Source organism: Micromonospora sp. NPDC049662, assembly GCF_040675055.1.
GTDB lineage: Bacteria > Actinomycetota > Actinomycetes > Mycobacteriales > Micromonosporaceae > Micromonospora.
In genome coordinates this window covers 411,059-424,425 of the sequence record NZ_JBFAOC010000001.1, presented here as the reverse complement: position 1 = coordinate 424,425, position 13,367 = coordinate 411,059, and the positions used below count along the sequence as shown (strand labels likewise).

Sequence of the window (13,367 nt, the reverse complement as noted above, 5' to 3'; positions counted from 1 at the left end):
CTGATCATCCCGTAGTTTCCCGGTGCCGCGCTCCCGGGTTGTCGGTGTCCTCGGTGGCCAAGTCGTGAATGCCCGTCGCCGGGCGGTGAGCGGCCGGTCACCGCGGAATCGGCATTCCGAAGCCGGTGCGTTCTTTGCCCAGCGTGAGTCGGCCGGCACTGATTTTGGGGCTGGTCCGGGTTGGCCAGGGGGCCGGTGTGACGGCGGTGTCGAGGTAGTCCGACGGGGCCGCGTGGGGTCGCAGATACTCGGCGGTTGCGAGTTCGGTGAGGGTCGCGGCGGAGGTATTCGGGACTGCTTCGTCGCGGAATTTTCGGGTGGTCGCGCTGGCGGTGACGGTGGCCGACAACGTGGTCATGGGGACAGACCAGTCGCGGGCCAGCACCGCGGTGAGGTGGCGGTGATAGAGCATGGCCCGGCCGCCGCGGCGGGTGCGGGCGAACCAGGTGGCGCTGCGGGCGTTGCTGTCGCGGGCGCGGTCGGTGACCTTCGGGCCGGTGCGCCCGCCGAAGGATCGAGCGGCGCGGTAGGTGCTGCGGGGCAGGCTGGGTGGCTGCCAGCAGTCTTGGTCGATCCAGCGGGCGATCGGGTCGTGCGTGACTTGGGGCCGGTAGTCGGGGTCGCCGAGCCGCCGCCTGATTTCGATGGCGAACCGTAGTTGGTCGTCGGGGCCGCCGGCGGCGAGGCGCCGCCAGTGCAGGGACCCGACGAGTGCGGCGACCTTGACGGTTTCGGGGTAGGTCACGGCGAACAGCCGCGTGGTGCTGAAGGTGGTCTTCTCGGTGCCGTGGGGGATGAGGACGTCGGCGCGGTCGCGCCAGTCGAGGCGTGCGTCGGTGTCGTTGTCGTCGGCCGGGTTCTGGCTCCAGCGGTGGGCGCAGATGAGGAAGCCGGTGAGGACGGCGTCGAACGTGGCGGCCGGGCCGAGGCGGCGCAGCAGCCGCAGGTGAGCGCGTTGCGCTGCAACGATTTCGGGCAGGTCGTCCAGTGGCAGGCAGGGCTGGTCGACCAGGTCGGGCGGTCCGATCCAGATCCGGTGGCGGGTGCAGACGTAGCGGTGGTGCGGCAGTAGCTGGAAGACGGTTCCGCCGGGGTGCCGGGCGGTGCAGCGTGGGCAGCCGCGCTGCGCTTCGTGGCGGTGGGCCAACCAGTCCGGTTCGGGCTGGCGCAGCTCGATCACGGCGCGGACGAGCAGCGCGTGTGGCAGGCCGGTGACGGCGGCGAGCAGGTCCGCGGCGATGTATCGGGATTGGCTGGTGGCGACGCGGGGTCGGCTGACCTGGACGTGGTCGGTGCCGTGGCGCACCGCCACCCACCGGGCGCTGGCGTCATCGGCCGGTGGTGCCAGCCCGACCGCAGCGGTGAACTCGGCGGCGATCGCGCCCCACTGCTGATCAGACAGAGCCGGATCCGTCGGGTGGGTGTGCACCGAGCAGTGCCAGACCGGCCGGCGAGGCGGGTTGATCGCGGCGGCCACGGGCTGGTCGAGCAGGCGGGACAGCCGGACCACCGAGAAGCCCTGCGCCGACCTGGCCAGTTCGTGGACGCCGCCGACCGCGGCCCTCGCCCAAGCGCCAACGAGCCGTGGGTTGTCGTGCTCGCCCCGCTCACCCGGTCCGAACAGGTAGCGCAGCAGGTCCAGCGGGCGTGCGCTGCGGCGGCGGATCCGGCAGATCACGTCGACCTGAGCAGCGCGTGCACGCGGTCGACCACCTCGTCCAGGCGTTGCACTGCGGCGGCGCACCGGCCTGCGTCGAGCACCGTCGTAGCGCCGACCAGGGCGCTGCGGACGGCGAACAGCTCACGCTGCACCGTCGCCAGCTCGAAGCGCGATCCAGGTCCGCGAGCGCCGGTCGCCGCGCGAGCCGCCGCGATCGTGACCTCCCCGGCGTACCCGGTCGGCGTCAACCGGGCCTCCCCAGCAGCCGCCCTCACCTGGGCGAACTCCTCCTCCGACAGCCGCACGTAGACCCTGTGCGGCCGTCCGGGAGAGACATGCTGGCGATGACGGGCGGGCGTACTCTGTCGCCGTGCGGGAAGATCGACAGTCACACCAAGATTGTGCACGCCCCTCGATGCCTGCCTCTGCCCGGCCACCCCGAACCGCAACGAGTACTCGCAAGGTCATGCGAACACCTCGCAAGACCGCTCGCAAAGTCACCCGGACACTCGCAAGGTTCGCGCGGACCGGACACTTCAAGTGACGGGCAGGGCAGAGCAAGCGACAGGCAGGGCAGAGCAAGCGACAGGCAGGGCAGAGCAAGATATGGCCATTGCTTATCGATGTGCGACCGGGCGCGGTCGCAGATCGGCAATACAGGCGGGTCCGTGCCCGTCACTTCGCCCAAGCCGACTGTGGTAGCCGCTGGCGCTGACCTCGACGGCAACGCCGCAGGCGCACAGTGGGAGCGATGGACACTGAGAAGCCTGACCCGCCCCCCAAGGCCCGTCATCGTGCCCACAACCGGCCCGCCCGTCCGCACGCCGTGTTGCTCAGGCTGTCCGAAGAGGAGAAAGCTGCGATCGACACCGCGGCGGCGGTCGCGCAGCTGACCGCGACCGGCTACGCGGCGAAGGCCGCGGTCGCTGCCGCGTCCGCCGCTCAGGCACCCGGTGGTACGACCGGCGACCTGCGCGATCTACAGCACGAGTTGTTCGCCGCTCGCCGTGCTGTGGTGATGTTCGGCAACAACGTCAATCAGGCTGCTGCGGCGTTTAACGCCAGTGGCCAGCTGCCCGACTGGGCTACCGAGGCCGTCCGGCTCTGCGCCGCGGCGGTGACCCGACTCGATGAGGTGATCTCCCGGATCGATAGGAAGCTGCGGTGATCACCCGGGTCCACCGGCGGGGCTCGCGGGTCGGTGGGCTACTGCGCTACTTGTGGGGCCCAGGCAAGGCGGAAGAACACGTCAACCCGCACCTGGTGGCCGCCTGGGGCGGCGCAGGCCCCCTGACGGAGTTTGAGCCCCAGCTCGCCGCCAGCGGCAAGCGCGACGTCCGCAGACTGACGGCGTTGCTGGAGCAGCCGGTCCGCGCCGGCTACCGGCCGCCGACCAAGTTCGTCTGGCACGCCAGCATGCGGCTCGCACCCGAGGATCGGCATCGCAGCGTCAGCGACACGACGTGGGCGAACATGGCAATGCAGATGCTGACCGAGGTCGGCGTGGCCACCACCGCCACCGATCCCGGCGTGAGGTGGGTAGCGATGCGCCACGCCGACGACCACGTACACATCGTCGCCACGCTGGTCCGCGAAGACGGCCGTACCAACTGGATGCGCAACGACTACCCGCGCTGCGTCAAGGCCACCTACAACGTCGCCCGCCGCTACAACCTGCACCGCCGGGTCCCGCCGACCGACCGCACCGCCCACCGGCGCCCCCACCCCGCCGAGGTCAGCAAAGCCCGCCGTATCGGCCGCGCTCAGACGCCCCGCGACGAGCTACGCCGGCGGGTACGCGCGGCCGTGGCCGCAGCGGGCTCGCAGGAAGAGTTCTTCGCCCGGCTACGCGCGGCGGGGCTGCTGGTCCGGCTCCGGCACAGCAGCACCGATCCCGACCACATCACCGGGTACGCGGTAGCTCTCCCCACCGGACGCACCAACGGCGGGCGGCCGGTGTACTTCGGCGGAGGCCGGCTGGCACCCGACATGACCCTGCCGAAGCTGCGGCTGCGATGGGGCACCCCGACGTCCCTGCCTGCGGCGCACCGGGTTGGCGGGACCGAACGGGTCGACGCGATGCGCCAGGCCGCCACGGTCGTCACCGCGGCAGCCGACGACATCCACCGCGACGCCCGTACCGCCCCCGGGCGGGCGCAGGCGACCGCGGTTGCCGCAGCCGACCTTCTCACCAGCCTGGCCGCTTCGCTGGAGGGTGACCGGCGTGGGCCTATGCACCGGGCAGCCGAGGCGTTCGACCGTGCGGCGCGGGACCTGTACGGCCGGGTCCACAAATCCACCAGCCGCTCCCAGGAGATGCGCGCTATGTCGCGCCTGATAGCGCTCCTAGGCCGGATCTCCGGCGACGACGACACCATCGCAGCCCTCGCGCTGGTGACGGACCTGGCGCGGCTCGCCGACACCCTCCAACAGCTACGGAACGCCCAGCAACGCCTCCATCAGGCCGAAGCAGCCCGCTCCGCAGCCGACGCACTGCGGCTGGTAGCGGGCGGACGGCAACAGGCGGTAACGCTGCCGCTAACTCCGACGTCAACACCTGTACCGACAGTGGGAGGCGGCCGGCATACCGCGCGCGGCCGTTGAGCAGGCAAGGGAGGTGCACGTGCCGCAGCCGCAGCAACACGAGGACCCGATGGCCGAGACGCGCCAACAGTTCCTGCAAGGGCTGGCGACGATGGCGACCGTCGGCGAGGCCGGCGCCCGCTGGGCGGCCGTCGGCATTCAGAACAAGGCCGCAGAACGGGAATGCGAGGCCCGCCGTGACCAGGCCGCCGCGGCAGCCCGCCGTGCGGCCGACCGGCTGGCAGCGAAGGTACGGGCGGACCGGGAACGGATGGCGGCTGCGCTCGACGGCGACTGGCTCGTCAACAAGGCCAGTTTCGCTGAGGCCGCCGCCGTCTGGCGTACCGCGACGATCCACGGCAGCAGCGACCCGGTAGCCCAGCGGGCGACCGAGTTCGCCGAGCAACGGCTGCGGCAGATCCGGCCGGACCTGATGGTCGCCTACGCCCGCCACCGGCAGGCGGGAGCACCAATCCCTGAGGCCATGCGTACCGCAGCCCGGGAGGTATGGGAGCGTGACGCCCGCTCAAGCCACCGACCGTACGGCGAAGCTCGCGCACACGGCGGCACACCAGACCGGCAGGGGATCGCCCCTGACGGTCCAGCAGAGCTGCCACCTGGTGGTCCTGCCGTGATCGATGACTTCGACGCCGCCGTTAGGCAGGAGGCGATGAAGCTGGCCGAGCACGTCCGGCCAGAGGCCCTCGACGAGTTGCAGCGCCAGTGGCGTGCCACCGGGAAGCTTCCCGCTGGCGAGCCGGTGCAACTGCTCCGCGACCTCGTCGTAGAGATGAACCAGGTGCTCAGGGCTGGCGGCACCGGCGGACAGCCGGTCGAGGCGATCCGCATTGCGCAGGGCCACGTGGAGGAGGCCTTGGCCCGCGACCTGCGGAGCCGGGCTGCTGCTGAGCGCGGCGAAGGAGTCCGCGACGGCGGGACAGTCGACGATCCCCGTACCTCGGCTGACGAGCACGCAGCCGGACAGTCCGCGAGCGCGCTCCACGACGACAACGCCGATCACCTCGTCGCCCCTGCGGCTGCCGTCCCCCGCGCTGACACACTCGCGACGCCGGCTTGGGTGCAGGCCTTCCCAAAGCTTCGCGTAGCTCAGATCAGCCTTGCAGTCGCCGGGAAGCAACCCGCAGCAGCGGTCACCGCCGCGCCGATGCGGGGCAGGACACGATGACGGCCACCACGTCGCAACGGACCCGCACTGACGCAGCCGCTCAGCTCGACGAGCTCGCTGCTGAGGTGGCGAGACTGGCGGCGCAGGTTGCCGAGCTGCATCGGGCCCGAGCCGAACGCGTCGATGCTGGCGACGGGGATGATCAGCCGCCGCTGTACTCGACGGTCGAGCAGTGGGTGACCACCTACCTGCTGCCGACCTTCCCGCGCCCCGTCGGCGAGGTCGGATTGACCCGGTGGCACTGGTGCGAGCAATGGTGGCGCCACGACGAAGCGGTCACACGGCTGACGGCGCTCTGGTACGGCTGGGAACAGGCCCGCCTACAGATGACCGGCATGCTGCCCTGGCTAAGAGAGCTCGACCACCAACTACCCATCCTGTACAGCGACGACGGCCCATTCCGCAACTGCGCTGCGAGTGGCGAACTTGGGGAGCACCGGCACCGCTCGTCACCTGAGTTGCCGGCCGAGCCCGCGCCACAGAGCTGGTGGAGTTGGTGGGACTGACACCGGGCCGGCGCCGGCGGCGTGCATGCTCACGTACAAGTGATGCTCCTCCGCCGTCGGTTCCCACCAGTCAGGCTGAACCAGACCCCAGCCTTCGCGGGAGCACGCTCGCCATCGACGCGCCTTGTTAGTGGCATGACAGTGCGCCAGGGTGACCAGACGAGGAAAGAACCGGTCGACGCCTCCAGGACGGGGTTGGGACACTACGAGGCATGCCTCCGCGCCGGAACCACACCGTTCCGCAACTGTGGCTCAACGCCTTCGCCAGAAACGGGCGACTAGTGGCACATAACCGAGCCGGTAAGGAGCACCTTACGGGCGTGAAGGGTGCAGCAGTGGTGGCTCACTTCTATCGTGACGAGTCCCCTGCCGCTACCGACCCTCAGGCCGTCGAGACGTACCTTGCCAACCACATCGAGGATCCGGCCAAGCGGATGGTCCAGGATCTCGTCGTCGGCCGACTCCCGTCCGCACAGGCGGATTTGAGCACCCTCAAGAGGTTGGTCGCTTTCCAGATCGCTCGTACCCCGACCTTCCGTAACATCGACCAACAAGTCGAAAATCATCTGTGGCCAATTATGTATGCGGCGGAAGTCGTCGGTGAGCTCAACAAGAGCCGCGTCAGCCCGCTGGCTGGCGCTGAACTACAAGCCGTCTTCGAGCAGGCACGCCGGGATGCTCCAGCAAAGCCTGCCGATGCAGACAAGTCACGCACCCGACTACGCCTCATGCTCAGAACGGCTCACCGGTTGGCGAACAACCTGGAGAGTCGCGACCTCGTGCTGGCGTCCGGCTCACGCCGCGCGTTGTTGATCAGCGACTCCCCAGCCGTCCTGTGGCATCCGGGCGGACCTCCGCTGGGCTGGACAGGGGCGCTTCCGGATGACGCGGACCTCCTACTGCCGGTCGCCCCGAATCGTCTGCTCATCGCGAGCCGCCGCCGCCAGGGCCCGGCTGTCACCTTGACTCCCGAACTTGTCAAGATCGCCAACCAGGCGCAGGTCACCTGGTGCTCCTTCACGGTCTATCGACACCCGGACATGAGGTGGCCCCGCGACCTGCACCTCGGGGGAAACGCGCCAAAGCTGCCGGCGCCGCGTGTGACGCTGTCACCAGGCACCGGTAATCCGACGTTCCCTGCCGGTTTTGAGCCGATCGCTGATTCAGATTTAAGTCAGTTGATCAAGAGTCTCGGCGGAGTGGATATGGTCAACTGACAGCCGATGGCCGTTGGCGAGGGTCGTCTTGCCGGTACAGTGAACGCTGGTCGGAGATGGGTGATGCGGTAACGGCGCTGGAAATCCAGCTACGCCCGTCGGGATGGTTGCCCGGTTACCAGCCGTCATGCGAGGCTCGCCGAATGTCGGCAAGCGTCTGTAGCGAGTGTGGCCACGCAGCGTCAGTCGCAGACTGCACGCGTGTGGTCTTGCTCGACCTCTGGGATGCCAACGACCTGCGGCAGTTGTCCCACATCGATGGACTCCAGCGCTGTCCCGCCTGCGGGACCAGGCAGACCGCAGCCGAGGCATACGTTTTGCGCGACAGTAGGGCCGTATTGTCGCCGGCCGACGTGTGCGTTCCGGCGGGCCGGGCGGATCTACTACGGGCCGCCGTTGCAGTCCTCGGGCCTGAAGCACCGCCACCCCGCCGGGCACGATCGATCGAGATCTTCCGGCGCAACGTAGTGAGCAGGCGGGCGGGCGCCCTGCGGGTTGCGCGAGACTTCCTCGGCGGCCGAGACAGCCGGCTCACCAGGAGGGGCCTGCTGTCCATCGACGCGCCGAGCCAGCTGATCATTGGAGCGCTCGTTGATGGCGACCTCAAGGGTGGCGACCGGCTGCTCGGCGTGCCGGACCCTCAGCGCGTCGCCGACCTACGGAAAGCGGTACTGATCGCGCTTATCGACCTGCCCCTCGATGCGAGCCTGGACCGAGACGTTCGGCGAATCCTCGCGCCGGCCTTCGTCCAGCCCGCCGACGTGGCGTTTCTCGAAAGCTTGATCGCCCGCCGCGATGCAGACAAGCAGCACCCGCTGCACCGGTACGCCCTGGCCGCTGTGCACGCGCTGGCGTGCCTGTACAGCGGGGTCACGAACACGCACGCCGGCACCTGGGCCACCCTGTACTGCCACGTAGAGGCGACGATCCGTCACGGAGCCGATGAGCTTCTGCCGTTCCGTCTCTCGCCCGATTTGGTCCGCGAGACCCTGCGCTACCAGGATCTCTGGGACTTCTACATGCGGTCACAGCTGGACCGTCCGCCCTATGCCGCCGTACTGCCCGAGCTGCTCCGCGACCTCAACCATCATCAGGTCGTTGCGGACGTGCTCCGAGACGGGATACGGCCGCAACTGACCACGCGGTCCCCAGAGTGGCTGGCTGACCGACTCGATGTCGACCTCGGCGACGAGGTGGCACTGCATGCCCTGACGCGGATGGTGTTCCGGCAGCTTGCGGCCGAGCGCCGGCCTACCGACCTGGAACGGTTCCTCGACCTGATGATCGAGAAGGTGAAGGGTGATCCAGAACGCACGGCGATTCTGCTGGCTCGATTCGGCGAAGCGTGCAAAGAGGGCGACTACCCCGCGATAGCGATCAAACGGCTCGGGGCACAGGCGGCACCCGACGAGAGTCGGCTGTCGCGGGAGGCGCAAGCCGATCTCGCCGTCGAGCGATCGAATGCTCTCCGCCTACTCGGCCACAACCGCGAGGCCCTAGCCGTCCTCGACGCCCTGCTTCCGATTGTCACCAACGAGGGGCGCGCGACTGTGCAACACAACCGGGCGATCCTGCTGCGCACCCTGGGGTGGCCCGACCGCTCGGCCGCCATGCTCCGCGAGTTGCTAACAGACGCCGTTGGCGGACGCCGGCTCGCGATCCTCGAGAGCCTAGCCGTGTCGTACGACGAGCTGGGCCGCTTTGCAGACGCAGCAGACGCGCGGCGGGAGGCACTGCCGCTCGCAGCCGGCCCATGGGCCCACCGTGCGGTCGCACTGCAGTCCGTTCTGCCGGGCGAGGACGGGCAACCCGGCGAGGTCGACGCCGTAATGTCAATGGGCATTCCCGACCAAGACGAAATGCTCGCGATGGTCCTAATACAGTGGATCAAGGTTATCGGGCGCGCCGATGAGGCCGGCCGGGCAGCGGCACAGGAGGTTGTACGCGCTGCGGTGTCGCGCATCCACAGCGCCGTCGACGCCAACAACCTCCTCACGGCCATAAGGCTAGCCCGGCACAGCGCCTTCCTAAGCGAACTCCTCGGCGGTACCGACGCGGCGGAGCAATGGCAGTTGGAGGTCGATCTCCGCACCCAAGCCGCGGATCCGGACCCCTTCGCACTGCTGTCAGTCGCAGCGCTCCGACTCGCGGAAGGCGATGCCGAGACCGCGCGGTCCCGCTTGGTCGGTGTCGCCGAAGCCATGTCGGCCAAGTACGGTGCCGTCGCCGACGCCGGCGTCTTAGTTGGGCGCACCGCAGAGCAGCAGCAAAGGCTCTGGGACATGGCAGACGCGGCCGTCGAACAGGACGCCGACGCGAGCCTACTGCGCCTGATCGCCGACCTGCAGCGCGACGCCACCGGACGCGCAATGCTCGGCCGCCGCGTCGACGGACCGACTCGCGACGTCGCCTTGTTGCGAGGAGGGCTACCTGACGAGGTCATCGCGCGACTGGCTCGGCCGAAGGGAGAACTGTACGTACTGGAGTGGCTTGACCACGAGAAGAGCTACCGAACGATGCTGACTAGCATCTCGCCGGATGGCACCGTACGGCCTTATGACACGCCCAGCCTGCACGTCAGGCTCGGGCCCCTCGTCGCGCGACTGCGCGAGCGTCTGGATGCCTGGCCCCCGGACGGCCCGGGCGATCCGCTGGACCTAAAGGAATGGCGCATAGCCGAGGACTGGTTACGTGCGCTGATCCCAGCCGCAGAGAACGAGCGGCCACACGTTGTGATCATCGACCACGCCGAGCACCACGGGCTGCCGTGGCACGCGGTGCGAAAGGCGCATTGGACCACCTCGTACGCCCCCAGCTGGTCGTCCCTGCTGGTCACACCGACCATCGACCGACGCCGGCTGACCCGCGTTGGGCTCGTCACCGTGCCGACTCATCGCGAAAGCACACGGACGCTCGAGGCATTTACTGCCGCAAGGCGCCAGCTGGAGGATGTTTGTACGCGAACCGGGCGAACCCTGACCGCGCTCGCCAACTCGGATGCGGATTCGGCCGCCGTCGCCGAACTGCTGTCCGGCGTGGATATCGCCGTGATGCTCTGTCATGGCTTCCGCACCGCCGACGCCAGCGACATCGCGTTCATTTTGGCCCACGATGGTCGTCTCCCCACAGTGCACACGGTTGCGGCCGCCTCGGCCGCCAGCCGTGGGGCCAGGTGGTCTTGGCGCGATAGCATGCGGCTGCCTCGCGCACCGGCCGTCTTGCTCTCGGCTGGGTGTTCGACAGGCAGCGCCCACATTCGGGGACTCGGCGAGCGGCTTGGCATGTTCGGCGCGCTGCGACTCGGCGGGACCGCCGCAGTCGTGGCGCCGGCCTGGGACGCGGTCGCCGCGGATAGCTGTCGCATGGTCATCGACGTCCTCGACGGCTTCCTCGACGGCGCGCCGCTGCCGGAGGCCGTTGAGGGTGCGGGCGAGCGGATACGAGCTGGAGGGCGGCCGCGCTGGCGGTCCGTCAACCTCATGACGGAGGGATCGTGGAAATGACCGAAAGCCTGGCCCAGTTCCTTAACGCGGAGGGAATCAACTCTGCCAAGCTCCAGTACGCCGTGCGCTACCTCATTGCCCGGACCACCGATTTCACTCCGGCCGACGAGCTGCGACGGATTGCCGCAGCGGCGGCGTCCGACGAACTGGTCGACCAGGCGGTGACCGAGCTGAGCGCGAATTCGGACGCCCTGTTGGAGGCGGACCTCGTCGTGCTGGACGCGTTTTGGGCCGACAAGGCAAACCGAGACGAAGTCCGTGAGGCAGTCCGCAGCGCAGCCGAGCGCCTCCCGGTTGACCCAGCGGTTCTGCTGGCCGTGCCGGCGGTTTACGGACTATTCGTGGCCGTCACCAAGGGCCGAAAGAAGGTCAACAAGATCACCCGATACAACGCCGACGGCACATGGGAGCAACAGGAGCAGGTTGAGTACCAGGATCCGGTCAATCTACTCAAGCCGCTGGGCGCACTCCTAACGAAGTTCGCCGAGCAACCCCCGAAGGAGTAGACACGGGGGCCTGCGAGCCCTGAACAATCAAGGGCATGCCGAGGATTTCATGGTCTGGGGTCATCTCCGCGCTGGCCTATGTGGATGACCCAGATGCCGCGAAGAAGGTTGACAACCCACACGAACTGAGTCTTGCGAGAGACATGGTTCGGCCTCGGAACTGGCGAGGATCCGGGGCAGGCCCAGGCGACCTTCTTCTGATCTCATACGTGGAAGGTATCCCCGTGGCATGGTTACCGAGAAGGGAGATCGTTCATGAGTTGGTCAAAGCACCTGGTGCTGCGGCTAGAGTAGAGATCTTGGAACATCGCGACGCGGAGGTCATGCAAGACTGCGCGGCAGTACTAGCGGAATCCAAGGACCCGTGGCTGCGCAGCGATTGCGTGCTCGCCGGCAAAGCCTTGGACGCATACCGGGCGGGGCACACCGAGGCGGCCATGGCTCTGGCGGTCAGTCTGGCTGAACCGCTGGCGGTGTGGGTCTCCACGGAGCGGACCCTGCCGTTCGACGTGGAGGATAAGCGCCAGACGTGGAAGGAAGCTGTACCTCTCTACGGTAGAAGCAAGTATCTATGGGCCGACCGAAGATGGTTCTCTGGTCAGGGCATAGACGCGAATCGCCTGAGATTAAAGGAACGCGTACTCGCGGGTCCGGTTCCGAGCTTTTTCAGGGTGTGGCAAGTAGGTTCCAGTGAGCCACCGAAGAACTTGTCGCGACACGTGGTCGCTCACCAGCCAACGTTGGAACATTTCACGAGGCACAACGCTCGATTGGCGCTCATGCTCGTCTGTTCCATCTTGAGGGAGCAGCAGAGCTACTGCGCGGAGCTGCGGGTGATGGGGGACATCGCGACTGAGGAGCAGCACGAGTAGAGAGCTGGCCCGCCCGAGTTGCGCATACCTCAGCAAGCGCACTCTCACCGGCTAGATGAGATCGCGGAGCGCCCGCAGTGGAACGGCGGGCCTAATGGCCCCGACCAGCTCGATTCCTCGCACCTGCCGCCGTGATCTCAGGCGGTCAGCTGATCAAGCCACCGTTCGTCCGCGCTTTTCGGCCGTATCCGGCTTCCCAGCAGCCTCGATAGGCTGGCGTAGGTCATACACCGCGTCCAGGTGTGCGATCGCGGCAATCGCGACGGTGTCGACGCCGGCCCCGGTGATGGCAACGATGCGTTGGGCGACCCGGATCGCGTCGTCCGGGCTGGTGGTCTGAAACAGCAGCGGCACCAGGACGCGCACCGCGGCGCATCTGCCGTCGATGTCTTCCAGTAGCCGGGGATGCCGCTCGATGAGCCGGGCGAGGCGGTGGGTGACCACCGCGTCGAGCATGGGTCGCGCCCGCCGTTGCAGAGCGGCCCGCAGCTGCGCCCTGCCGTTCGTCCGGCGCAGAAGGTCGGCGGGGTCAGCGCCGGCGTTGAACTCAGCTGCCAAAAGCGGGCGGGGTGAGCGTTGCTGCCGGAGTAGTTGCCAGGCCCGGTCTAGTGCAACATGGCCGGCCGGGTCCGCGTCGAATGCTGCCACGATGCCGTAGGCGGCACCAGGCAACTCCCGCAGGATCGCGGCCTGGTCGTGGGTCAGCATGGTGCCGCACGGCGCCAGGGCGACTGCTCCCGTCCGGCGCGACCGGGAGTAGGACAGCCAGACGGCGAGGACGTCAGCCGGCCCTTCGACCAGGACTGGTGTCCAGCGATCGTTGAGGCGGTCCCGTTGCTCTGCAACACCGAACAACAGTCGTCCCTTGTCGTAGATCGAAGTCCCGGGGCTGTTGATGTATTTCGGCACACCATCCCCTGCGCCAGGGCCGGCGCGGCCGAGGAATGCCACAGCATGCCCAACCGGGTCGCGCACCGGGAACACGATCCGGTCCCGGAACACATCGATGAGATGGTCCGGATCGTCTCGGGTGCGTGTCGACAAGCCCGCACCGACCAACTCTCCCGTCGTGAAGCCAGCGGCGCGTAGGTGGCGCGTCAGCGCGTTCCAGCCGGGTGGGGCGTACCCGACCCGCCACGGCCACTCCCGCTGCACGAGGACGCCAAGACCGCGTCCGGCCAAGTAGGCGCGAGGGCCGTCGGCGTACTCAAGCTGCGTCCGGTAGTACGTCACTGCGGCGTCGACGGCTGCCAACAGCCGCGCGGGCTCAAGCCCGATGCCGCGTACCGGGTACAACGGTTGGCTGATCCGAGGTGCGCCCATAGCTGACCTCC

11 protein-coding genes are annotated in these 13,367 nt (G+C 68.3%); 8 read left to right on the top strand and 3 right to left on the bottom strand.

Annotation, left to right across the window (positions count from 1 at the left end):
- Window positions 1–97: 97 nt before the first annotated feature.
- Entirely contained in the window at window positions 98–1,678 is a 1,581-nt protein-coding gene (locus AB0J36_RS01750; RefSeq protein WP_363660017.1) for a hypothetical protein, read from the bottom strand.
- Window positions 1,675–1,965 (bottom strand): hypothetical protein, encoded by a 291-nt coding sequence (locus AB0J36_RS01745; protein WP_363660016.1) that lies wholly within the window; start codon window positions 1,963–1,965, stop codon window positions 1,675–1,677. The genes AB0J36_RS01750 and AB0J36_RS01745 overlap by 4 nt, the downstream gene beginning before the upstream one ends.
- 446 nt (window positions 1,966–2,411) lie before the next feature.
- On the opposite strand from AB0J36_RS01745, the gene AB0J36_RS01740 reads away from it, so the two are divergent.
- The 8 genes from AB0J36_RS01740 (at window position 2,412) to AB0J36_RS01705 (ending at window position 12,033) form a co-directional block, all read left to right on the top strand.
- Window positions 2,412–2,828 carry a hypothetical protein gene (locus AB0J36_RS01740; RefSeq protein WP_363660015.1) on the top strand — a complete coding sequence of 139 codons (417 nt, stop codon included), beginning with the start codon at window positions 2,412–2,414 and terminating at the stop codon, window positions 2,826–2,828.
- Window positions 2,825–4,264, top strand: coding sequence for a relaxase (locus tag AB0J36_RS01735; protein WP_363660014.1), 1,440 nt, complete (start codon window positions 2,825–2,827; stop codon window positions 4,262–4,264). Before AB0J36_RS01740 ends, AB0J36_RS01735 begins: the two co-directional genes overlap by 4 nt.
- A 19-nt stretch (window positions 4,265–4,283) precedes the next feature.
- On the top strand, window positions 4,284–5,429 hold the full coding sequence (locus AB0J36_RS01730) for a hypothetical protein (RefSeq protein ID WP_363660013.1): 1,146 nt from the start codon (window positions 4,284–4,286) through the stop codon (window positions 5,427–5,429).
- On the top strand, window positions 5,426–5,935 hold the full coding sequence (locus AB0J36_RS01725; protein ID WP_363660011.1) for a DUF4913 domain-containing protein: 510 nt from the start codon (window positions 5,426–5,428) through the stop codon (window positions 5,933–5,935). The genes AB0J36_RS01730 and AB0J36_RS01725 overlap by 4 nt, the downstream gene beginning before the upstream one ends.
- A gap of 212 nt (window positions 5,936–6,147) precedes the next feature.
- On the top strand, window positions 6,148–7,152 hold the full coding sequence (locus tag AB0J36_RS01720; RefSeq protein ID WP_363660010.1) for a DUF4238 domain-containing protein: 1,005 nt from the start codon (window positions 6,148–6,150) through the stop codon (window positions 7,150–7,152).
- A gap of 203 nt (window positions 7,153–7,355) precedes the next feature.
- Window positions 7,356–10,655 (top strand): hypothetical protein, encoded by a 3,300-nt coding sequence (locus AB0J36_RS01715; RefSeq protein WP_363660009.1) that lies wholly within the window; start codon window positions 7,356–7,358, stop codon window positions 10,653–10,655.
- Window positions 10,646–11,161, top strand: coding sequence for a hypothetical protein (locus AB0J36_RS01710; protein ID WP_363660008.1), 516 nt, complete (start codon window positions 10,646–10,648; stop codon window positions 11,159–11,161). The genes AB0J36_RS01715 and AB0J36_RS01710 overlap by 10 nt, the downstream gene beginning before the upstream one ends.
- A gap of 299 nt (window positions 11,162–11,460) precedes the next feature.
- Entirely contained in the window at window positions 11,461–12,033 is a 573-nt protein-coding gene (locus tag AB0J36_RS01705) for a hypothetical protein (RefSeq protein ID WP_363660007.1), read from the top strand.
- Between the two features lie 153 nt (window positions 12,034–12,186).
- On the opposite strand, the gene AB0J36_RS01700 is transcribed toward AB0J36_RS01705, so the two are convergent.
- Window positions 12,187–13,356, bottom strand: coding sequence for a toprim domain-containing protein (locus tag AB0J36_RS01700; protein WP_363660006.1), 1,170 nt, complete (start codon window positions 13,354–13,356; stop codon window positions 12,187–12,189).
- Window positions 13,357–13,367 lie beyond the last annotated feature (11 nt).

Coding starts and splice junctions, on each gene's coding strand:
- AB0J36_RS01740 (WP_363660015.1), top strand. CDS start 2,412: ATGGACACTGAGAAGCCTGACCCGCCCCCCAAGGCCCGTCATCGTGCC.
- AB0J36_RS01700 (WP_363660006.1), bottom strand. CDS start 13,356: ATGGGCGCACCTCGGATCAGCCAACCGTTGTACCCGGTACGCGGCATC.
- AB0J36_RS01725 (WP_363660011.1), top strand. CDS start 5,426: ATGACGGCCACCACGTCGCAACGGACCCGCACTGACGCAGCCGCTCAG.
- AB0J36_RS01720 (WP_363660010.1), top strand. CDS start 6,148: ATGCCTCCGCGCCGGAACCACACCGTTCCGCAACTGTGGCTCAACGCC.